16 protein-coding genes are annotated in these 22,658 nt (G+C 65.5%); 7 read left to right on the top strand and 9 right to left on the bottom strand.

The features are described from left to right. Positions 1 to 55 precede the first annotated feature (55 nt). Positions 56 to 1,381: a 30S ribosomal protein S12 methylthiotransferase RimO gene (gene rimO / locus RX327_RS20260; protein WP_317246920.1), complete on the top strand. Its 1,326-nt coding sequence runs from the start codon at positions 56 to 58 to the stop codon at positions 1,379 to 1,381. 235 nt (positions 1,382 to 1,616) lie between these two features. Continuing rightward, positions 1,617 to 2,813: an acetylornithine transaminase gene (locus RX327_RS20255; protein WP_317246919.1), complete on the top strand. Its 1,197-nt coding sequence runs from the start codon at positions 1,617 to 1,619 to the stop codon at positions 2,811 to 2,813. Between the two features lie 116 nt (positions 2,814 to 2,929). Here RX327_RS20255 and RX327_RS20250 read toward each other — a convergent pair whose 3' ends face one another. The 3 genes from RX327_RS20250 to pcsA all read right to left on the bottom strand — a co-directional run bounded on the left by RX327_RS20250 (position 2,930) and on the right by pcsA (position 5,514). Continuing rightward, a complete protein-coding gene (locus RX327_RS20250) occupies positions 2,930 to 3,904 on the bottom strand; it encodes a quinone oxidoreductase (protein ID WP_317246918.1) in 975 nt (324 codons plus the stop codon). Positions 3,905 to 4,063: 159 nt separating this feature from the next. Continuing rightward, the gene (locus RX327_RS20245) at positions 4,064 to 4,789 is read right to left on the bottom strand and encodes a TerC family protein (RefSeq protein ID WP_317246917.1); all 726 of its coding nucleotides are present in this window, start codon (positions 4,787 to 4,789) and stop codon (positions 4,064 to 4,066) included. After that, entirely contained in the window at positions 4,786 to 5,514 is a 729-nt protein-coding gene (gene pcsA / locus RX327_RS20240) for a phosphatidylcholine synthase (RefSeq protein WP_317246916.1), read from the bottom strand. The genes RX327_RS20245 and pcsA overlap by 4 nt, the downstream gene beginning before the upstream one ends. Positions 5,515 to 5,646: 132 nt before the next feature. Here pcsA and RX327_RS20235 point away from each other — a divergent pair, with 132 nt between their 5' ends. After that, positions 5,647 to 6,831: a UbiH/UbiF family hydroxylase gene (locus tag RX327_RS20235; RefSeq protein ID WP_050384707.1), complete on the top strand. Its 1,185-nt coding sequence runs from the start codon at positions 5,647 to 5,649 to the stop codon at positions 6,829 to 6,831. Positions 6,832 to 6,901: 70 nt separating this feature from the next. On the opposite strand, the gene RX327_RS20230 is transcribed toward RX327_RS20235, so the two are convergent. After that, complete coding sequence (locus tag RX327_RS20230; RefSeq protein ID WP_317246915.1) at positions 6,902 to 7,855, bottom strand: AEC family transporter; 954 nt, start codon at positions 7,853 to 7,855, stop codon at positions 6,902 to 6,904. A 121-nt stretch (positions 7,856 to 7,976) separates the two neighbouring features. Here RX327_RS20230 and hspQ point away from each other — a divergent pair, with 121 nt between their 5' ends. Beyond that, positions 7,977 to 8,309: a heat shock protein HspQ gene (gene hspQ, locus RX327_RS20225; protein WP_317246914.1), complete on the top strand. Its 333-nt coding sequence runs from the start codon at positions 7,977 to 7,979 to the stop codon at positions 8,307 to 8,309. A gap of 44 nt (positions 8,310 to 8,353) precedes the next feature. On the opposite strand, the gene RX327_RS20220 is transcribed toward hspQ, so the two are convergent. After that, positions 8,354 to 9,628, bottom strand: coding sequence for an MFS transporter (locus RX327_RS20220; RefSeq protein ID WP_202814547.1), 1,275 nt, complete (start codon positions 9,626 to 9,628; stop codon positions 8,354 to 8,356). 340 nt (positions 9,629 to 9,968) lie between these two features. Beyond that, the gene (locus RX327_RS20215; RefSeq protein ID WP_317246913.1) at positions 9,969 to 10,799 is read right to left on the bottom strand and encodes an invasion associated locus B family protein; all 831 of its coding nucleotides are present in this window, start codon (positions 10,797 to 10,799) and stop codon (positions 9,969 to 9,971) included. Between the two features lie 385 nt (positions 10,800 to 11,184). Between RX327_RS20215 and RX327_RS20210 the strand changes: the two genes are divergently transcribed. From RX327_RS20210 to RX327_RS20200, 3 genes are all read left to right on the top strand, one after another. Continuing rightward, a complete protein-coding gene (locus RX327_RS20210) occupies positions 11,185 to 12,921 on the top strand; it encodes an extracellular solute-binding protein (RefSeq protein ID WP_317251290.1) in 1,737 nt (578 codons plus the stop codon). A 28-nt stretch (positions 12,922 to 12,949) separates the two neighbouring features. Then, complete coding sequence (locus tag RX327_RS20205; RefSeq protein WP_317246912.1) at positions 12,950 to 14,500, top strand: class I adenylate-forming enzyme family protein; 1,551 nt, start codon at positions 12,950 to 12,952, stop codon at positions 14,498 to 14,500. A gap of 105 nt (positions 14,501 to 14,605) precedes the next feature. Beyond that, positions 14,606 to 15,832: a hypothetical protein gene (locus tag RX327_RS20200; protein WP_050384711.1), complete on the top strand. Its 1,227-nt coding sequence runs from the start codon at positions 14,606 to 14,608 to the stop codon at positions 15,830 to 15,832. Positions 15,833 to 15,986: 154 nt separating this feature from the next. On the opposite strand, the gene RX327_RS20195 is transcribed toward RX327_RS20200, so the two are convergent. The 3 genes from RX327_RS20195 to RX327_RS20185 all read right to left on the bottom strand — a co-directional run bounded on the left by RX327_RS20195 (position 15,987) and on the right by RX327_RS20185 (position 22,655). Further along, on the bottom strand, positions 15,987 to 18,656 hold the full coding sequence (locus tag RX327_RS20195) for an arylsulfatase (RefSeq protein ID WP_317246911.1): 2,670 nt from the start codon (positions 18,654 to 18,656) through the stop codon (positions 15,987 to 15,989). 193 nt (positions 18,657 to 18,849) lie between these two features. Further along, positions 18,850 to 22,368 (bottom strand): transcription-repair coupling factor, encoded by a 3,519-nt coding sequence (gene mfd / locus RX327_RS20190; RefSeq protein ID WP_317246910.1) that lies wholly within the window; start codon positions 22,366 to 22,368, stop codon positions 18,850 to 18,852. Continuing rightward, positions 22,365 to 22,655: a succinate dehydrogenase assembly factor 2 gene (locus tag RX327_RS20185; protein ID WP_317246909.1), complete on the bottom strand. Its 291-nt coding sequence runs from the start codon at positions 22,653 to 22,655 to the stop codon at positions 22,365 to 22,367. Before RX327_RS20185 ends, mfd begins: the two co-directional genes overlap by 4 nt. Positions 22,656 to 22,658 lie beyond the last annotated feature (3 nt).

Raw genomic sequence — 22,658 nt, 5'->3', positions numbered from 1 at the left:
GTAATTCTCGGCAATTGGGACTAGCTCCTGCCCATTCATCAGGCAGATCAGAGATATGCAAGAGGCCGCCGCGCCGAAAGTGAGCTTTGTGTCCTTGGGGTGTCCCAAGGCATTGGTGGATTCCGAGCGCATCATCACGCGGCTGCGCGCGGAGGGCTATGAGCTCGCCCGCAAGCATGACGGAGCCGACATCGTCATCGTCAACACCTGCGGCTTCCTCGACAGCGCCAAGCAGGAATCGCTCTCGGCGATCGGCGAGGCCATGGCCGAGAACGGCAAAGTGATCGTGACCGGCTGCATGGGCGCGGAACCGGAAGCGATCGAGCAGGCCTATCCCGGCGTGCTCTCCATCACCGGCCCACAGCAATATGAGAGCGTGCTCGATGCCGTGCACCGCGCGCTGCCGCCGGCGCACAATCCGCATCTCGACCTGGTGCCGCCGCAGGGCATCAAGCTGACGCCGCGCCACTACGCCTATTTGAAGATCTCCGAAGGCTGCAACAACCGCTGCACCTTCTGCATCATCCCGAAGCTGCGCGGCGATCTGGTGTCGCGCCCCGCCAACGACGTGCTACGCGAGGCCGAGCGCCTGGTCGGCGCCGGCGTCAAGGAACTGCTGGTGATCTCGCAGGACACCTCCGCCTACGGCGTCGATCTCAAATATGCCGAGAGCCCGTGGAAGGACCGCCAGGTCCGCGCCAAATTCCTCGACCTCGCGCGCGAGCTCGGCGAGTTGGGCGCCTGGGTCCGGCTGCAATACGTCTACCCCTACCCGCATGTCGACGAGGTCATCGCGCTGATGAACGAGGGCAAGGTGCTGCCCTATCTCGACATCCCGTTCCAGCATGCGAGCCCCGAGGTCTTGAAGGCGATGAAGCGTCCGGCGGCGCAGGACAAGACGCTGGCGCGGATCAAGCGCTGGCGCGAGGAATGTCCCGATCTCGCTTTGCGTTCGACCTTCATCGTCGGCTTCCCCGGCGAGACCGATGCTGACTTCGCCTATCTGCTCGACTGGCTCGATGAGGCCGAGATCGATCGTCTCGGCTGCTTCAAGTACGAGCCGGTCGCCGGCGCAACGTCGAACGCGATCGAGAACCCGGTACCGGAAGAGGTCAAGCAGGCGCGCTACAACGCACTGATGGCCCGCCAGCAGAAGATCTCGGCGCGCAGGCTGAAGCGCAAGGTCGGGACGCGCCAGCAGATCATTATCGACGAAGTCGGCCCGACCGTCGCCAAGGGTCGCTCCAAGGCCGACGCGCCGGAGATCGACGGCGCGGTCTATCTGACGAGCCGCCGCCCCTTGCGCGTCGGCGAGATCGTCACCGCCAAGATCGAGCGCGCGGACCAATACGATCTGCACGGCAGCGTCGCCGGATTCTGACGCTTGACATGTTCCGGCGTTCGGCTGTATGGCCCTGCGCCATGAAGCTGAATCGGACCCACCGCCGCGCCATCTGCCGTCGTCGCACCCGCGACGATGCTGGGCTGCGCCGTGTCCGACGCCATCGCTGATCCTATAAATCAGCCAAGGTTTTCGAGAAGGCCGCGCCCCCAAAGCGCGGCCTTCTCGTTTTTCGGCCTGCCCTTTCCCAACATCGACCCCAGAGGAGAACGACATGACCAACGCACCCCATCCGTTCGATGCGCTGATGGACATCACCGCTCGCCCCGAGGTCGTCTTCGTGCGCGGCGCCGGCTCGTATTTGTGGGACAGCAACCGCAACCGCTATCTCGATTTCGTGCAGGGCTGGGCCGTCAATCCCCTCGGCCACTCGCCGGTCATCGTTGCCGACGCGCTGGCCGCGCAGGCGAGACGGCTGCTGACGCCAAGCCCGGCGTTCTACAACGAGCAGAGCCTGAAACTGGCAAAGTTGCTGGTCGACAACAGCTGCTTCGACCAGGTGTTCTTTGCCAACTCCGGCGCGGAGGCCAATGAAGGCGCGATCAAGCTCGCGCGCAAATTCGGCAGCGTGCACAAGGGCGGTGCGTTCGAGATCATCAGCTTCGAGGGCGGCTTCCACGGCCGGACGCTGGCGACGATGTCGGCCTCGGGCAAGAAGGCATTCGAGCCGCTGTTCGAGCCGAAGGTCGCAGGCTTCCGCAAAGCCAGGCTGAACGACATCGAGTCGGTGCGAAAGCTGATCTCGTCGTCGACGGTCGCGGTCATGCTGGAGCCGATCCAGGGCGAGGCCGGCGTCTGGCCCGCGACGGATGAGTTTTTGAAGGAGTTGCGGGCGCTGACCCAGCAACGCGGCCTGCTGCTCATTGTCGACGAGATCCAGACCGGCATGGGTCGGACCGGCAAGCTCTTCCACTACGAGCACACCGGGATTGCGCCCGACATCATGACGCTCGGTAAGGGCATCGGCGGCGGCGTGCCCCTCGCCGCGCTGCTGGCGGCCGAGCGCGCCTCCTGCTTCGAGCATGGCGACCAGGGCGGCACGTTCAACGGCAACCCGATCATGTGCGCGGCGGGGCTTGTCGTGCTCGATCAGATCAGCAAGCCCGATTTTCTGCAATCGGTCGTCGATGCCGGCCTTTTGCTCGAGCGCGAATTGCAGCGGCTGTCGTCGCGGCACGGTCTCGGCGAGATCAGGGGCCGCGGGCTCCTGCTGGCACTCGACCTCAAGATGCCGATCGGTGCCGCCGTGGTTGCCGAGGCGTTCGCGGCCGGCGTGCTGATCAACTCGCCGCAGCCGGACGCGCTACGCTTCATGCCGGCGCTAAACGTGGCGCGGGAGGAGATTTCCCTTGTCATCGACTGCCTGGATACCGTGCTGACCAAGGTCGGCGCGGCGCGACGGGTGGCTTAGCAATCGTCCAGTCATTCCGGGGCGATGCGCAGCATCGAACCCGGAATCTCGAGATTCTCAGGTGCGCAATTGCGCACCTGAGTTCACGCTTCGCGTGCCCCGGAATGACGATCTCTCTACGGCCGCAGGATTGCCGCGCCCGTCGTCGCCCTGCTTTCGAGATCGATATGCGCCTTGGCGGCGTCCTTGAGTGCGTAGGCGTGGTTGATCGGAACGTGCAGCTTGCCGTTGATGACGGCGGCGAACAGCGTGTCGGCGCCCTCCAGCAGCTCCTTGCGCGTGCCGACATAGTCATTGAGCTTGGGCCGCGTCGCGAACAGCGAGCCGTGATTGTTCAGCTCGGCGATCGAGAATGGCGGCACCGGACCTGAGGCATTGCCGAAGGAGACGAACATGCCGCGCGGCTTCAGGCAGGACAGCGAACCCGGAAAGGTGGCCTTGCCGACGCCGTCATAGACGACGTCGCAGCCCTCGTTGCGGCTGATCTGCTTCACGCGGGCGACGAAATCCTCCTCGTTGTAGAGGATGACGTGATCGCAGCCATTGGCCTCCGCAAGCTCGGCCTTCTCGCGCGAGCCGACCGTGCCGATGACATGCGCGCCGAGCGCCCTCGCCCATTGGCAGGCCAGCAAGCCGATGCCGCCGGCGGCGGCATGAATCAGCACGCGGTGATGCGGCTCGACCTTGAAGGTCTTGTGCAGGAGATACCAGACCGTCAGCCCCTTCAGCATCAGCACGGCGCCCTGCTCGTAGGTGATGTGGTCGGGCAGCTTGACCAGCTTGTCGGCCGGGATGACCCGCTCGGACGCGTAGCCGCCGAGATTGTGATAATAGGCGACGCGATCGCCGGGATGAAAATTCGTGACGCCCGGCCCGACCGCGACGACCTCGCCCGAGGCCTCGTTGCCCGCGATGAAGGGCAGCCCCGGCGCCTTGTAGAGGCCGGTGCGGTAATAGACGTCGATGAAGTTGAGGCCGACCGCATGCTGGCGAATGCGCACCTCGCCCGTCCCCGGCGCACCCACCTCGACGTCCTCATAGGTCAGGACTTCCGGCCCCCCCACCTGGTGCACGCGCACAGCCTTGGTCATGTCGTCGCTCCCCTCATATACCAGCGTCAAGCGAGCGAATGCCATCGCGGCCGGCTTGTCAACCAAGCGGGCCGGAACCGGCTACGGCACGATCCGGAGAAGTGCGCAGCGGCTTTCCCTCGCGACAAACGCGCAGCGTTTGCGCGGAGACAATGCCGATTAGCGCGCCGGCTTCCTGCGGTTGCGCTTGGCCAGCACGTTGAAGAATTCCACTGCCGCCGAGAACGCGATCGCGAAATAGATGTAGCCGCGTGGAATATGAAACGCCAATCCGTCCGCGACCAGCGCGACACCGATCAGCACCAGGAACGCCAGCGCCAGCATCTTCGTGGTCGGATGCTCCGCAACGAATCGCGACACCGGGCCGGACGAAATGTACATGATCAGGCATGCGATCACGACGGCCGCGACCATGATCTCGATGTCCTGCGCCATGCCGATCGCGGTGATGATCGAGTCCAGCGAGAACACGATATCGATGACGATGATCTGGACGATCACCCAGAAGAAGGCGCTGGCGCTCGGCCTGTCGTCGGCTTCCCCCTCGCGGGCCTCGACCTCGGCGTGAATCTCGTGCGTCGCCTTGGCGATCAGGAACAGGCCGCCGCCGATCAGGATGAGATCACGCCAGGACAGCGCGACGTCCCTCACGGTGATGACCGGTTGGGTCAGCCCGATCAGCCAGACCAGGATCGAGAGCAGCAGAATGCGGAACACCAGCGCCAGCAGCAGGCCGATCTGCCGCGCGCGCTTGGCCTGCGCGGGCGGGATGCGCGAGACGATCACCGAGATGAAGATGACGTTGTCGATGCCGAGCACGATCTCGAGCGCCGTCAAGGTGAGCAGCGCGGCCCACGCTTCCGGGCTGGTGATCAATTGCATCATGCTCTGAAGGCTTTCATCCGGCGGATCACGGTATCGCTGCCGACGATGTAGACGGCGATGGCGCAGAGACCGAAAGTGATCGGGGCTCCGACCACGAAATCGTTCGCAAGCGTGTACATGCCGAGCAGCGCCCATGCGCCGAGCAGCGACATCGTCAGCCAGCGCAGCCGCACGACGCGGACCGGATGCAGCACGTGGAACGGCACGAAGGTCAGCACGATCAGAGCCGCGACGACGATCGTCGACAGCACCGGCGGCAGGTGCAGCAGAAACAGATAGAACGCCGCCGCATTCCACAGCGCCGGGAAGCCGCGGAAATGGTTGTCATCGGCCTTCATGCGGCGGTCGGCGAAATACAGCGCGCTGGAGACCACGATGCCGACCCCGAGGATCGGCGCCGCCAGCGGCAGCAGCATGCCGCTCGCGGTGATCGCATAGGCCGGCACGAACACATAGGTGACGAAATCAACCACCAGGTCGAGCACCTCGCCCGACCAGTTCGGCTGCAGCCGGACCACGTCGAGCCGGCGCGCCAGCGGGCCGTCGATCCCGTCGATGATGAGCGCGACCCCGAGCCAGGCGAACATGTTGGCCCAGTGCTCGCGCACCGCCTCCAGCATCGCCAGCAGCGCGACCCCGGCGCCGAGCGCCGTGAAAATATGAACGGAGAATGCGGCGGTCCGCATCCGTTCTGGCAACGCATCGGGCTGGCTCGAATGCTCCATCGGCCGAGTGCTATCAGGAATCGGACTGGTTTGCATATGCGGTCTTGCGGCGTTCCGCCGCGCAAAGCGTTGGAAACTCTTGGTGGTTACCGATGGCTTGAAAATCGGGCCAAGCATGTCAAATGTCCTGATATGACCGACAGCTCGCTGGATTATGACGTTATCGTAATAGGCGGCGGTCCGGCCGGATTGACGGCTGCGATTGCCCTTGCCGACGCAGGTGCACGGACTGCGCTGCTGGCGCGCCGCGCGCCCTATGCCGATAATCGGACCACCGCGCTGCTCGGTGCCTCGACCGATATCCTGGAGCGGCTGGACGTCTGGCGGCGCTGCAGCGACCGAGCGGCGGCGCTCAAGACCATGCGCCTCGTCGACGACACCGGCCGCCTGATCCGTGCGCCAGAGGTGCGCTTCTCGTCCGACGAGATCGGCCGCGAGCAGTTCGGCTTCAACATCGACAACCGCTCGCTGGTCGCAGCCCTCGAGGACCGCGCCGGCGAAATGACCGCGCTGACGCGGTTCGACGATGAAGCCGCCTCGGTGCGGCCGGACGCTGCCGCGGTCACCGTGGTGACGCGGCAGGGCCAGTCGCTCCGGGCCCGGCTCGTGGTCGGTGCCGACGGGCGCAATTCATTGTCCCGCGAGGCCGCCGGCATCGAGGTGACAAGCCGCGAGCTCGGGCAGTCCGCCCTCACCTTCAACGTCACCCACACCCGGCCGCACCACAACGTCTCGACCGAGTTCCACACCGAGCACGGCCCCTGCGTGTTCGTGCCGCTCGGCGGCAACCGGAGCAGCGTGGTCTGGGTCTCCTCGCCCAAGGAGGCCGAACGGCTGATGGCGCTCGGTGACGACGAATTGTCCCTCGCCGCCGAGCGGCAGTCGCATTCCATTCTCGGCCGCGTCGAGGTCCAGGGTGGCCGTCACGTGTTTCCGCTCGCCATCGAGCGGCCGCGGCAGTTTGCAAAAGACCGGATCGCGCTGGTCGGGGAATCCGCCCATGTGCTGCCGCCGATCGGCGCGCAGGGTCTCAATATGGGACTGCGCGATGCCGCCGATATCGCCGAGATCACGGGTCAGGCGATCGGTCGTGGCGAAGATCCCGGCGCGCCCAATGTGCTGTCGCGCTACCAGGCGGCGCGGCGCCCCGATGTCGCCAGCCGGACCTGGGCGATCGATATCGCCAACCGGTCGCTGCTGAGTGATTTCCTCGGCATGCAGACGGCGCGCGCTGCCGGACTGCATCTGCTCGGCGCATTCGGCCCGTTGCGGCGCCTCGCGATGCGCGAAGGCCTCGCGCCGTCGTGGCGGCGGTGAGCAAAGCGTTTTCGAGCGAAGTGGGCACCGGTTCGCGTTAAGAAAACGCGTCAAATAAGAAGCGCGCCGATCAGGGAAACGCCAGCCGCCCGCTCTGGATCGCCCACATCACGCTGGTCAGCGTGACCACCGAGGCGAAGGTGCCGAGCAGCACTGCCACGGAGGCGGATTCGATCCAGGCATCGTTCTGCCGGGCGATCACGAACACGTTCAGCGCCGGTGGCAGCGAGGCCATCAGCACGGCAGTGGCCGCCCAGGGCTGTGCGAACGGACCGAACAGCAGCATCAGGCCGAACGCCAGCAGCGGATGGATCAAAAGCTTGATCGCGACCACGCCCGGGACCTCCCACGGCACCCGCTCGAACGGCCGCAGCGCCACCGTGATGCCGAGCACGAACAGCGCCGTCGGCGCGGCGGCATTTTCCAGGAACTGGATGGTGCGATCGAGCGCGACCGGGATCGGGATGTGAAAGCCGGCGACCAGCGCCCCGAACACCGCGGACATGATCAGCGGGTTGAGCACGATCTGCTTCAGCACGACGCCGAAGGCGTGCACGAGCGAGGGATGGTCGCGATCGGAGAGCTCGATCAAGAGCGGCACGATCGTGAACAGGAAGATGCTGTCGCAGCAGAAGATCAGCGCCGTCGGCGCCGACGCCTTCGGCCCGAGCACCGCGAGCGCCAGACCCGGCCCCATGTAGCCGATATTGCCGTAGCCGCCGGAGAGACCTGCGAGCGTCGCCTCGCGCAGCGTCAGCCGGCCGATCACCTTGCCCGCGACCATCGCTAGGAAGAATGCGAGCACGGTTCCCAGCGTGGTCGCGACCAGGAATGGCGGGTTGTTCAATTCCGAAAACGGCGTCTTCGACATGATCGCGAACAGCAGCGCCGGCAGCGACACGTAGAGCAGGAAGAAGTTCATCCAGGCGAGGCCGCTCTCGGGCAAACCCTTGACCTTGCCGCAGGCGAAGCCGACGAAGATCAAGCCAAAATAAGGCAGCGCCAGATTGAGGATATCGACCATTGTGAAAGTAGTTTCTCGGCCGGATTTCGGGTCGTTTTTGCAGAGCTGGAATCGGTAAAGCGTGGGTTAATTCGGACCTTAGCCCCTAGCATCGGCCACAATGTTGGTCTATCGACGAGCCATGATTAAAGCGCGGACCGCGAAATTCCAGATCGGACAGGTCGTTCGCCACCGGATCTTCTCGTTCCGGGGGGTGATCTTCGACATCGATCCGGAATTCAACAACACCGAGGAGTGGTGGCTGTCGATCCCCGAGGAGGTGCGGCCCAACAAGGACCAGCCGTTCTATCACCTGCTCGCGGAGAACGCGGAATCGGAATACGTCGCCTATGTCTCGGAGCAGAACCTGTTGCCGGACGATTCCGGCGAGCCGGTCCGGCATTCCCAGGTCGCCGAGATCTTCATCAAGGACAAATCGGGCGGCTACCGTCCGCGCAATCCGTCGCTGAACTGAGCTTCGGCGGTCCGGCGAATGCCACGGCGTTCGTGCTGCCACGCTCACACCCCCTCGCGCTTGGCCAAGACAACCGCGATCGCCCAGACCGCAAAGCCCGCCAGCGCCAGCCCCGCGCCGACCAGGCCGGTCGACGTCCAGCCGTAGCCGGCTGCGACCGCCATTCCGCCGAGCCACGGCCCCAGCGCATTGGCGACGTTAAAGGCGGAATGGTTGAGCGCCGCAGCGAGGCTCTGCGCCTCGCCCGCGACGTCCATCAGGCGGGTCTGCAGCACGGTGGCGAGCGCCCCGCCCAGCCCGATCAGGAACACGTCGGCGGTCAGCGTCCAGAAATTTCCTGCCGCCAGCGGATAGAGCGCGAGCGTCGCCGCCGACCACAGCAGGAGCCCGCCAGCGGTTGCCATCAGCGCGCGGTCGGCGAAGCGCGGCACGATGATGTTGCCGGCGGTGAGGCCGGCGCCGAACACGCATAGCGTCACCGGCACCAGTGCGGGCGAAGTGTGCGTCACCGCCAGCATGGTCGACGCCAGATAGGTGTAGACCGAGAACAGCCCGCCGAAACCGACGGCGCCGATCGCCAGCGTCAGCCAGACATGCTTGCGCCCGAGTGCCGACAGTTCACGCAGCGGGCTCGCCTTGCTGTTGGCGGCATCACGCGGGGCGAAGATCAGGACCAGGATCGCGGTCAAGAGCGCGAGGCCGGCGACGATCGCGAAGGCCCAGCGCCAGCCGATTGCCTGCCCGACCCCGTTGGCGAGCGGAACGCCGATCGTCGTCGCGATGGTGAGCCCCAGCAGCACGCGGCCGACGGCCGCGGTGCGCTTGTCCGTCGGGACCAGCGAGGCCGCCACCAGCATGGCGATGCCGAAATAGGCGCCGTGCGGCAGCCCCGCCAGGAAGCGCAGCGCCAGCATGGTGCGGTAATCGGGCGCCAGCCCCGAAAGGCCGTTCATCAGCGCGAAGAAGCCCATCAGTGCGATCAGCAGCGTCCGCCGCGTCATGCGCGCCGACAGCACCGCGATCACCGGCGCACCGACGACGACGCCGAGCGCGTAGGCGCTGATCGCGTGGCCGGCCTGGGGCTCGCTAACGTGCAGATCGTGGGCGAAGAACGGCAACAGGCTCATGGTCGCGAATTCGGCGATACCGATTGCAAAGCCGCCCATCGCCAGCGCGAGATGGACGATGCCGGGATGAAACATTCCGGGGACGTTGTCCTGGCTGACGCGAACGCCAGCATCGGCCGAAGCACCGCCGGTCGGCTGCTCCCGAGGCCGGGAGCGCGGTTCTCGCCGCTGCGTGCTGACTTGCTGGGACATTGCGCGACTTCCATGGCTGCGAACGGCGGCCAGGATTTGCGGAAAGACCCACGCGCGCATTTGCGCATCGAAGGCGCTGTTCGCGCTTTCGTCTGGCCTCCCGTATCGGATTTATGATTGTGCTTCGACGCCGGACTTGTCCGGACGAGGCACCAACGATGCGCGCTCATCGCGCGACGCAATCGGAGCACCCTGCCGCGACCGTCGCATACGATCTGCGCAATCACCAGCGCAGCAGGCTGCCAGCAGCCAGTCTGTTTCGCATGACAAAAAAGGCGCCCTTCCGGGCGCCTTTTGATCGCGATGATCTCGCGCTTTCTTGAACGCGTGATTGAAGTGTTTACTTGGCCGCCGGGTTGGCCGGCGCCGGAGCCTGCGCGGAGCCACCGCCCGCGCCTTCGAGCTTCTTGCGCTGCTCGTCGGCCTTCTTCTGAAGCTCTTCCTGAAGCTTCTTCTGGGTTTCCTCGAACACCTTCGGATCGGTCGGCGGACCGTCATAGGCCTTCTGGAATTCGCCGGCGAGCGGCAGCGGCAGGGTCAGCGGTGCGCCGTTGGCATTGATCGCCTGGACAACGAGATTCTGACCCTTCTTCATGTTGTTGATGAGCTCGGGCGTGGCCTCGTAATCCGACATGCAGCCGTTCTGGAAGCAGATCACATAGGGCTGCTGCAGCGGTGGGTTGTTGTCCACGATGATGCGGGTGCCGTGCACGAGCTGCATGCCGAGCGGCAGCGTCACGCGCAGGATCTTCTTGGGCTCGCCTTCCGGCTCGATGATGACGGCCGCGATGACCGGCTGTCCCGACTCGATGCGGCCGTCCTTGCCGGTGAAGCAGACTTGCTTGGCGTTGGCATCCTGGCCCTTGAGACAGAACTTGGTCCAGGGGGCGTAGATCAGCTGGATCTGCTGGTCCTGCGCCGGCGGCTGGCCGGCCGCAGCGGGCGGCTGGCCGGCGGCCGGTGCTTGGGCGGGCGCCTGGGCTGCCGGAGCCTTCGGAGCTGCCTTGGGTGCCGCCTTGGGCGCAGCCTTCGGTGCCGCAGGCGCCGGCGCTGCCGGCTGCTGGGCCTGAGCGGCAGGAACCAGGAGCGCTGCAGAGAATGCCGTCGCCGTCAACAGGGCGAGAAGTCGCCCGCGCGGCCGGACGGACGCGGCCAAGTAACGGAAATTCATTGCGGAAAACCCTTTCTGAACGGGAGCCCGAAACCGCTGCAGGCGCCGACACATAGCCGTTTGGGCGGCTGTCTCCTAGTCAATTGAGGCGGATACGTGACAGGCGTTCCCGCCTTCGAATTGCACGCCTTCAATACAGCGGCGTGCGGAAAGATCAATGCCGACAAGCGTATTTGCGCCCATCTCGCGGCGAGTTTCAGCCGCCTGTGATAAACCTCCGGACGTGACGTTTCGCGAATCAAATCCGGCGCCTCACGCACGTGTTCCCGGGCACACTTGGCGCGCCGCATGGGCCGCCATCTGGCTGGCGTTGGGATTCCTGGGCTTGGGATTCCTGACGAGCGGGCTGGTCCCTGCGGCCGCCGCCGAGAGCCACGCGATCGCGATGCATGGCGCCCCCGCGCTGCCACCCGACTTTACCCACCTGCCCTACGCCAATCCCGACGCGCCCAAGGGCGGTCGCCTGGTTCAGGGCGTGATCGGCACCTTCGACAGTCTCAATCCCCTGATCATCAGGGGCGTCCCCGTGCAGCAGGTCAGGGGCTACGGCTATGAGCGCGGTTATGTCTACGAAAGCCTGATGGCGCGGGGCAATAACGAGCCGTTCACGCTGTACGGCCTGCTCGCGCGCAGCGTCGAGACCGACGACGCCAGAAGCTATGTGACATTCCACATCGATCCCCGCGCCCGCTTTTCGGATGGCCGGCCGGTGCTGGCCGACGACGTGTTGTTCTCGCTGGCGCTGCTGCGCGACCACGGCCGTCCGATGCACCGTCAGTATTATTCGAAAGTCGCAAAGGCCGAGGCGCTCGACCCGCTCACGGTCCGGTTCGATTTCGGCGGCGTGGCGGATCGCGAATTGCCGCTGATCCTCGGCCTGATGCCGATCCTGCCGCGGCACGCCATCGACCCCGAAAAATTCGAGGAAACCAGCTTGGCGCCGCCGATCGGGTCCGGCCCCTACCGCGTGACGGCGGTCAAGCCCGGCGCCAGCGTGACCTTCACGCGCGATCCCGATTATTGGGGCCGCGACCTGGCCATCAATCGCGGGCTCTACAATTTCGACGAGATCCGGCTCGATTATTTTCGCGAGGCCAACGGCCAGTTCGAAGCCTTCAAGCGCGGGCTCTACGATTTCCGCATCGAGCACGAGCCGCTGCGCTGGCACGACGGTTATGACTTCCCGGCGGCGCGCAACGGCGAGGTGATCCGCGACACCATCAAGATCGGCACGCCGCGGCCGTCCGAATTCCTGGTTTTCAACAGCCGGCGGCCGAAATTCGCCGACCTGCGAGTGCGTCAGGCACTGGCGATGCTGTTCGATTTCGAATGGGTCAACCGCAACTATTATTTCGGACTGTTCTCGCGCGCCGGCGGTTTCTTCGCCGGATCGGATCTGTCCGCCTATGGCCGCCCCGCCGACGATCGCGAGCGCGAGCTGCTGAAGCCATACCTGTCGCACATCCAGCCCGATATCCTCGACGGCCGCTATCGTCTGCCGGTCACCGACGGGTCGGGGCGCGACCGCGGCCTCCTGCGTACTGCGCTCGCGCTGCTCGCCGAGGCGGGCTACGCGCTCGACGGCACAGTCTTGAAGCAGCGCTCGACAGGGACGCCGCTGCGCATCGAGATCCTGGTGACGACGCGCGAGCATGAGCGGATCGCCCTCGCCTATCAGCGTGACCTGAAGCGGGCCGGCATCGAAGCCGCGGTGCGGGTGGTCGACGCGGTGCAGTTCGAGCAGCGCCGGGTCGGCTATGACTTCGACATGATCCCCATCCGCTGGGACCAGTCGCTGTCGCCGGGCAACGAGCAGTGGTTCTATTGGGGCAGCCAGGCCGCCGATTTGCCGGGCACAAGGAATTACATGGGCGCCAGGGATCCCGCCATCGACGCCATGATCGCGGCGCTGCTCGCGGCGCGCGAGCGGCCGGCTTTCGTCCCGGCGGTGCGGGCGCTCGACCGCGCTCTGATCGCGGGCTTCTACACAATCCCGCTGTTTAACGTATCGGAGCAATGGATCGCGCGCTGGAATCGGATAGAACGGCCTTCGACCACGGCGTTGACGGGCTACCTGCCGGAGACTTGGTGGCAGCAGAAGCCCGGCACGCAATCCAGATGATTTGCCGAGTGATACGACCCGACGCGGCATGACCTGGTCCGAGCGAAGCGATGCAACCGACGTTGAACCCGTGAACCAGTCGATCACCTCGCCAACGCTCGATACCCTGTTCAAGCGCACTTTGGCGCGGCAGCCCGAGGCGCTGGCGCTGGTCGACCCGCTCAACAAGCAGCGCATCACCGGACAGACCCGCAAGCGCCTGACCTACGCCCAGGCCGACCGCGCGATCTCGGCGATCGCCGCCCACTTCGTGCAGAGCGGATTGCCGGCCAACACGGTGATCGCCGTGCAGCTGCCCGGCACGGTCGAATTCGCCCTGACGGTTCTTGCCGCGCATCGGGTCGGCCTCGTGGTGGTGCCGCTGCCGCTGCTGTGGCGGCAGGCCGAGCTGACGTCCGTGCTCAACCGCACCGCGGCGCGGGCGATCGTCAGCTGCGGCCGGATCGACGGCGTCTCCTATGCCGACATCGCGATGAACGCCGCGGCGGAAGCGTTCTCGATCCGCCACGTCTGCGGCTTCGGGAGCGATCTGCCCGAAGGCATGGCGTCGCTCGACCAGGCGATCCTGGAGGACTCCCGGGCCTCGCGCCCGATGATCCAGGACGGCCGCAAGGCGGCGATGATCTCCTTCGACGTCACCGCCGAAGGCTTTCGTCCGGTGCCGCGACCGCATTTCAGCCTGATCGCCGGGGGGCTCGCCATGTCGCTGGAGAGCGATCTGCCGCAAGGCGCCACCATCATGTCGGCGTTCGCGCCGATGTCGTTCGCCGGCATCTGCTCCTCGCTGGTGACCTGGCTGCTGTCGGGCGGAACGCTGGTGCTGCATCACCCGTTCGACGAGGACGCGTTCGAGACCCAGTTCAACGATCACACCTGCAACACGCTGATCGCGCCGGCGCAGCTCGCACTGCGGCTCGACGAGCGCGGCCTGTCGGAGCGCCTGCCCAGCCTGCGCACCGTGATCGGCCTCTGGCGTACGCCCGAGCAAGTTGCCTCCAGCGCGCGCTGGAGCTCGCGGCGGGTGACCCTGACCGACGTCTATCTGTTCGGCGAGGCCGGACTGTTCGGCACCCGCCGCGGCGAGGACGGATCGCCGGCCGTGATCAAGCCGGGGCCGCACAGCGCGCCGCGCGAAGCGCCCGGCGCATCGGTCGCCGGGGAAATCCTGCTGACGCCGAAGGGCACGCTCGGCCTGCGCGGCGCGATGGTGCCGATCGCGGCCTACGCCCCGCCGCCTCCGCCCGGCGACAGCCTGATCGCGCCGCCGCCGCGCGATTTCGTCGACACCGAATATGCCGCGCGGGTCGATCGCGCGACCGGGGCCATCAACATCACCGCGCCGCCGTCGGGGGTGATGACGGTCGGCGGCTACCGCTTCCTCGCCCAGGAGCTGCAGGAATGGTCGCGCCGCCTCGGCCAGGGCGCGCTGCTCACCGCATTGCCGGACCGTCTCAGCGGCCACCGGCTGGCCGGGCGGGCGCAGGACAATGCGCGCGCCCGTGACGCGCTCACAGAACTTGGGCTTAACCCCTTGATGGTCGAAGCGTTTCGCGACCGTGGTGGCGCCGGGGTGAGTTAAAATCTTATCATTGTGTTAGTCTTATCATTGTGTTGACGCCGCATTAAGCCATGCGAACTAGCATCGCAGCCGTTGCTGATTTCTGCATTGGTTTCGAGCGTTCGAATGTCTCAACAAGGTCCGGTCCTCATCGTATCGGCGTCGACAAAGCCGTCGTTTGCAGCAGCCCTCGATGAGACGAAACTGTTCCCGGTCGTGGTCACCGACTGGACCGACGCCGGACGGGCCATCGAGCAGGTCAAGCCGGCAGCGATCATCGCGGCCGCCGAGGGGGTCGACTTCGTCACCCTGTCGGGTCTCGCCAAGCGCGCCGCCGCCCGCGCGCCGTATCTGCCGCTGATCGCGGTCGATCCCGTGACCACCCTGCCCGACACCGTGATCGCATTCTTCCAGAACAAGGGTCTGCCGGATCGGCTGGTGGCCCGGCTCAACGCGTCCTTACGCGTTCGCGCGCTGCATGCCACCGTGATGCGCCGCCTGGTGCCGCCGGCACCGATCGCCCTGTCTGACATCGATCCGATCGGAGAGGCCACCGCGCTGTTGATCGGTCGCGGCGGCGCCTACCCGACGCTGTCGGTCGCGCTCGGCGAACGCGCCGGTGTGGTCGGCGCCCTCAGCATCGAGGCCGCCGCCAAGCATCTCAGTAGCCGCGACATCGACGGCATCGTGCTGGCGGAAGGCTTCACGCCGCGGGTGATGGACGCGTTCCTGACCGTGCTGACCGAGGATGTCCGCTTCCGCCCGTTGCCCGTGATCGTCGCCTCGGGCGAGCTGACGGCGCGATACGAGTTGCCCAATCTCGAGATCGTCACCGCCGGGCCGACCCGCATCGCCGACATGGCGCTGCCGATGATCCGCCAGCACGCCTTCGAGGCGCGGCTCGGCCGCATGCTGAAGGCGATCGACGCCAAGGGCCTGATCGATGCCCGGACCGGCCTGCTTACCAAGGCCGCGTTCGAGCGCGACTTCGCAACCGCCGTCTACCAGACCGCCGAGCGTGGCGGCGCGCTCTCGGTGGCGCGCTTCACCTTCGACGACACGCAACCCCGCGCGCAATTCGACGGCGCACGGATCATCAGCCGGCTGATGCGCCAGGTCGATTTCGGCGCGGTGCATGACGACCGCTCGCTTGTCGTGGTGTTCGCCGGCACCGACCTGCGCAACGCGCAAGCGATCACGCGGCGACTGGCGAGCGTGATGCGCCACACCCAGAACGGCCGCCGCGATGCCCGCTCCGAGCCCGCAGTCAGCGTCGCAACGCTGATGCCGGGCGATTCCGCGATCTCCTTGCTCGGGCGCCTGTTCGGAACGCCGGAGCGCGCGGCGTCTTAAGCCGTGAACCTATCATTTGCCGGCTGAACGGTTACCGGCGTCCGCTATGCCCCGATAGCGATTGAACTCCACAGCGCAACGAAATGACGCGGTGGGCCAACAAGCGACATGTGAAGGTGCAAGAGACTGCCCGAAGGCGATCTCGCCACCGGTATCACTGCTGGACGCATTGCTGGACGAACTTGATACGGTCCACGATGCCGAGCCCCTGCGCCTCGGCCTGCTTGCGACAGCCCTCGCGCTTGTCGATCCGCAACTGGATCTTCTCGACAAGGCTTACGCCAACAGTGCCGACCTGCGGCGTGACCGAAGCCGTCTTTCCGGGGTCGGCGGAAGGACCGTCACCAGCCGCACGCGCAGCCTCCTGCAGACGCTTGACATCCTCCGGGCTCAGCTTTGGAGGGTCGATGTCCAGCGAGATCTTGTCGATCTTGCCTGTGAAGGCGAATGGCGTCTGATAATCATTGTCGTCGACCGGCGTGCCCGTGTCGGAGCCGATGTCAAACGCCTCGTCCCACTGCAGGATAAACGGCAGCGTATGCTCCATCTTCTCTGTGGCTACCGCGTTGCCATCAACTTTCAGCGTGCCGGTGCCGCCCTGTCCGATGCCGCTGTAGTTGCCGAACACCATGGTGGCAGCGCCAAGGCCATCGTACTTGAAGTCGAACTCGATCACGTGCTTGCCGGGGGTTAGCCCCGACCCCTCCCAGCGCACGCGCTTGAGGTCGACGAGATTCCAGGTGAACACGGGCTTGCTGTTCAGGACATAGAGCCCATAGCCGCCGAAACGACCGCCCTGGGTCACAAGCATGCCCTCAGCGCCGCCTTGCGGAATGTCCACTTCGGCTTTGAAGGTGTAGGAGGAGTTGAGGATGCTCGGTGCGTCGCCATTCGGCGTGCCCGTGATCGGCCGGGTCCAGCTGAACTTGGTGCGGGCAGCACTGAGGCTCGGACGCGGCGTGACGAGGCGGGCGGCCACCGAGGAGTCGAGCGGCAGCACCTGGTACTTTTCCGCCTCCTTCCAAAACATCGCCTGCAGTTCCTTCAGCTTGTCCGGATACTTGGCGGCGACATCCTCGGCCTGCGTCCAGTTGTTGCGGAGATCGTAGAACTCCCACGGGTAATCCTGCGGGCTCGGCAGTTTGGCAATCGTCACCCATGGTGGTCGCAGGACCTTGGTGCTCGCGATCCAGCCATCATTGTAGAGCGCGCGGTCGGCGAACATTTCGAAATATTGCGTCTTGTGGGTGGACGGCGCATCCGCGTTCTTCTGATCAAACGTGTACATCATGCTGACGCCCTCGATCGGGCTTTGCTTGATGCCGTCGACGATGTCGGGCTGCTTGATCCGGGCCGCCTCGAGAATGGTCGGCACAACGTCGATGACGTGGTGGAACTGGCTCCGGATACCGCCCTTGTCCTTGATCGCCGCTGGCCAGGAAATCGCCATGCCCTGGCGCGTGCCGCCAAAATGCGACACGATCTGTTTGGTCCAGGAGAACGGTGTGTCAAACGCCCAGGCCCAGCCGATCGACATGTGATTGTAGGTGCGATCGGTGCCCCATACGTCGTAGAAATATCTGAGCTGATCTTCGACGGACGGGTTGATCTGGTTGAACATCGCCACTTCGTTCGGCGTTCCGTTCGGCTGGCCTTCCGCGCTGGTGCCGTTGTCGCCCTCGATGTAGATGATCAAAGTGTTGTCGAGCTTGCCCATGTCTTCGATAGACTGAATGACACGACCAATTTCGTTGTCGGCATAGGCGGCGTAAGCCGCAAACACCTCAGCTTGGCGGATGAACAGCTTCTTCTCATCGGCCGAAAGCTGATCCCATTCCTTGATCAGATCCTTCGGCCATGGCGTCAGCTTTGCATTCTTTGGAATGACTCCGAGCCGCTTCTGGTTCTCGAAGATGGTGTCACGCAGCTTGTTCCAGCCTTGGTCGAACAGGTGCATGTCGCTGATCTTCTTGACCCACTCCGGCGTTGGGTGATGGGGGGCGTGCGTCGCACCCGGCGCGAACTTGACGAAGAACGGTGTGTCGGGCGAAAGCGCGTTCATACGATTTACGTAGTCGATCGCGTCGTCGGCCATCGCCGTCATCAAATTCCAACCGGGTTTACCTTCGTAAGGATAGATCGGCGTGGTGTTGCGAACGAGATTGCCGGGCTGCCACTGATTGGTGTCGCCGCCCATGAAGCCGTAGAAATATTCGAACCCCATGCCGGTCGGCCACTGATCGAACGGACCGGCCTGGCTCGACTGATATTCCGGCGTGTTGTGGTTCTTGCCAAACCAGGCTGTGCGATAGCCGTTGTCGGTGAGGATGCGGCCAATGGTGGCCTTGTCCTTGGTGATGACGCTGTCATAGCCGGGATAGCCGGTGGCCTGTTCGGCGACCACGCCATAGCCGACCGAATGATGGTTGCGCCCGGTAATGAGCGCGGCGCGCGTCGGCGAACACAGCGCGGTGGAATGGAAATTGGTGAAGCGTAGGCCGTTCTGGGCGACGCGGTCCAGCGCGGGTGTCGGAATCACGCCGCCGAATGTGCTCGGTACGCCATAGCCGGCATCGTCGGTAATGATCAACAGAACGTTCGGTGCTCCCTTGGGCGGCACGATCCGCGACGGCCAATAGGGCGACGACTGGGTTGCATCGCGTTCGATCTTGCCACCGAATTGTTGTGGAGGCGGCGGAAGCTGATTGCCGGGGATGGTGATCGTAGCCGCCGGCGAACCGGGGGTGCCGGCGGTGCCCTGCGCCAACGCAAACGTGGAGCTGGAGAGCAGAAATCCGATAGCGACAATACGAATTGCGCTCATTCCACCCTCCCTAAACAATAAATTGAAGATAGGGGAACGAGTCTGGCCCGGCGCAAGCGCGGAACATTGATGTAGATCAAGCCGGGAGCGCCGGCCGAAAGCCCGCTGTCCGTTTTGGGTCATTCGCGACCAGGTCGAGCGGGTAGCAAGGCCGGTCAAGTCCGCTGGAACGCGATCTGCCGGAGAACGTAGTCTAAGCTGCCTTCTTGCTCTCGGCGAGCTGCGCCAGTTGCCGCATGATCTCCGTCGTGCCGGCGAGGCGCTCTTCCGGAGTTTCCCAGTCCTGCAGGAACACAACCTTCATGTCGGGCCGCACCTTGGCGGCCTGGCCGTGGCTGCGGATGAAGCTGACCAGCCGCTCCGGATGCGCAAAACTGTTGTCGCGGAAGGCAATGACGGCCCCCTTCGGACCGGCATCGATCTTCTCGACATTGGCCCTGCGGCAAAACGCCTTGATCGCGGCGACCTTGAAGAGATAGCGCACCTCGTCCGGCAGCACGCCGAAGCGGTCGCGCATCTCGGCGCCAAAGTTCTCGATCTCCTCCTCGGTGTCGAGATCGGCAAGGCGCCGGTACAGCGACAGCCGCACCGAGAGGTCGCTGACATAGTCGTCCGGAATCAGCACGGGCATGCCGATGGTAATCTGTGGCGACCAGCGGTCGGCAGCGGGCTCGGAGACGCCGGCCTTGAGGTTGACGATCGCCTCCTCCAGCATCGATTGATAAAGCTCGAAGCCGACCTCCTTGATGTGGCCGGACTGCTCCTCGCCCAGGAGATTGCCGGCGCCGCGGATGTCGAGGTCGTGGGAAGCGAGCTGGAAGCCCGCGCCCAGCGTCTCCAGCGATTGCAGCACGGTGAGCCGGCGCTCGGCCTGCGCCGTGATCTTCTGCTGCGCCGGCAGCGTGAACAGCGCATAGGCCCGCAGCTTGGAGCGGCCGACACGGCCGCGCAGCTGGTAGAGCTGGGCCAGGCCGAACATGTCGGCGCGGTGCACGATCAGCGTGTTGGCGTTGGGGATGTCGAGGCCGGACTCGACGATCGTGGTCGACAGCAGGATGTCGAACTTGCCGTCGTAGAACGCGGTCATGATGTCTTCGATCACGGCGGGCGGCATCTGGCCGTGCGCGACCGCGACCTTCATCTCCGGCACGTTCTTGTCGAGGAAGTCCTTGACCTCGGCGAGGTCGTCGATGCGCGGCACGACGTAGAAAGCCTGGCCGCCGCGATAGCGCTCGCGCAGCAGCGCCTCGCGGATCATCAAGGGATCATGCGGGGCGACGAAGGTGCGGACCGCGAGGCGATCGACCGGGGGCGAGGCGATGATCGAGAGTTCGCGCACGCCGGTGAGCGCCAGCTGCAGCGTGCGCGGGATCGGCGTCGCCGACAGCGTCAGCACGTGGACCTCGGCGCGGAGCGCCTTCAGCCGCTCCTTGTGGCTGACGCCGAAATGCTGCTCCTCGTCGACGATGAGCAGGCCAAGGTCGCGGAATTTGATGGCCTTGCCGAGCAGCGCATGGGTGCCGACGACGATGTCGACGGAGCCGTCCGCGAGCCCCTTCTTGACCTCGTTGAGTTCCTTGGTCGACACCAGCCGTGAGGCCTGCGCGACATTGACCGGGAAACCGCGGAAGCGCTCGGTGAAAGTCCGCGAGTGCTGGCGCGCGAGCAGCGTGGTCGGCACCACCACCGCAACCTGCTTGCCGTCGAGCGCGACCGCGAAGGCGGCGCGCAGCGCGACTTCCGTCTTGCCGAAACCGACGTCGCCGCAGATCAGCCGGTCCATGGGGCGGCCCTTTTCGAGATCCTTCAGCGTGGATTCGATGGCGCCGAGCTGGTCCTCGGTCTCGTCATAGGGGAAGCGCGCGCAGAACTCGTCATAGAGGCCCTGCTGCACCGGCAATTTCGGCGCCTCGTGCAGCATGCGCTCGGCGGCGATCTTGATCAGCTCGCCCGCGATCTCGCGGATGCGGTTCTTCAGCTTCGCCTTGCGGGTCTGCCAGCCCGAGCCGCCCAGTCGATCCAGCTCGACGTCGGTCTGGTCGGAGCCGTAGCGCGACAGCAGCTCGATGTTCTCGACCGGGAGAAACAGCTTGGTCTCGGCGGCGTAATGCAGCTCGAGGCAGTCATGCGGCGCGCCGGCGACGTCGAGCGTCTGCAGGCCGATGAAGCGGCCGATGCCGTGATCGACATGCACGACGATGTCGCCGGCATTGAGGCTCGTCACCTCCGAGATGAAATTGTCGAGCTTGCGGCTGGCCTTGCGCGGCCGCACCAGGCGGTCGCCGAGGATATCCTGCTCGCTGATGAGCGCGATCTCGTCGGTCTCGAAGCCGCTTTCGAGGCCGAGCACGGCGAGCATGGTCTCGTTGCGCGGCGTCGCCTGCACCGTGCGCCAGCTGTTGACGCTGGTGGTGTGGGTCAGCTTGTGATCGCGCAGCATCGAAGTCATGCGGTCGCGCGAGCCTTCGGTCCACAGCGCGATCACGACCTTCTTGCGTTGCGACTGCAGCGCGCCGACATGGCCGACCACGGCCTCGAACACGTTGACGTTGGCGTCGGCGCGTTCGGGCGCGAAATTGCGGCCCTGCCGCGCGCCGGCGTCGAACACCTCGCTCGAGCCCTCGGGCACCGCGAACGGCGTCAGCCGCGCCAACGGGATGTCGCCGAGGCGCTTGCCCCACTCCTCCTCGGTCAGATAAAGCCGATCGGGCGGCAGCGGCTTGTAGATGGCGCCGCCGCCGGGATGCTCCATCGCCTCGCGGCGGGCCTCGTAATAGTCGAGGATCTGCTTGAAGCGTTCGCGCACGGCGTCCTCGGCCTGCGGCTCGATCGCGACGGCCGCGCCTTGCAGATAATCGAACAGCGTATCCATCCGGTCCTGGAACAGCGGCAGCCAGTGCTCCATGCCGGGATGGCGCCGGCCTTCGCTGACGGCCTCGTACAGCGCATCGTCACGCTCGGGCGCGCCGAACTCGGCGACATAGCCCATGCGGAAACGTCGGATGGTGTCGGTGACGAGCTGAAATTCGGACACCGGCACGAGGTCGAGCGAACGCATGTCGAGCAGAGTGCGCTGGGTCTCGGCGTCGAAGGAGCGGATCGATTCCAGGCTGTCGCCGAAGAAGTCGAACCGCACGGGCTGCTCGAGGCCGGCCGGAAACAGATCGAGGATGCCGCCGCGCACGGCGTATTCGCCGGGCTCGCGCACGGTCGAGGAGCGGTTGTAGCCGTTGTGCTCGAGCCAGGCGACGATAGTGTCCATCGGCACGACATTGCCGGGGGCGACCGACAGCGCCTGCGCCGCAACGAGCTCGCGCGCGGGCACGCGCTGCACTACGGCGTTCACGGTCGTCAGCACGATCAGCGGCTTGTCGCTGCCGACCAGCCGCGACAACTTGGCCAAAGCGGTGAGCCGTTGCGCGAGAATGCCGCCATGCGGCGAGACGCGGTCATAGGGCTGGCAGTCCCAGGCCGGAACCTGCATCACGGCGATATCGGGCGCAAAGAACTCCAGCGCGCGGGCGAGCTGCTGCATCCGCGCGCCGTCGCGGCACACCACGGCAAGGGTGACGGCCGGCCGCTTCGGCTGCGCCGCAATCGCGCGCGCCAGATCGGAGATGACGAGCCCTTCGGCGCCCTCGGCGACGTTGGCGATGGTGAGCACCCGGCCGGGCGCGAGCATCGCGGCCGGTGATTTCATGGGCTGTTTCATGCGCTGGGATCCGCGACCCGGAACGCCTTGATGCGGGCAAACAGCGCGGTCGCATATTCGGCCGGCAGCACCTTGTCGCCGGTCAGCGCCGCATAGAGGTCGGGATCCGGCACCTCGATCAGATGCTCGAGCTCGCCGAGCTCGTGGTCGGACAGTTCGCCAATGGTCGCATCCGCGAAACGGCCGAGGATCAGGTCCATCTCGCGCGTGCCGCGGTGCCAGCAGCGGAACAGAAGCCGCTTGCGGCGGTCGTCCAGCCCGCTGCTCGATCGTGTCGTTCCCGTCATGTC

Origin of the sequence: Bradyrhizobium sp. BEA-2-5 (assembly GCF_032918025.1) — a bacterium.
Lineage (GTDB): Bacteria > Pseudomonadota > Alphaproteobacteria > Rhizobiales > Xanthobacteraceae > Bradyrhizobium > Bradyrhizobium pachyrhizi.
The sequence above is the reverse complement of the archived record's forward strand: the minus strand, read 5'-3'. Positions and strand labels throughout refer to the sequence as shown.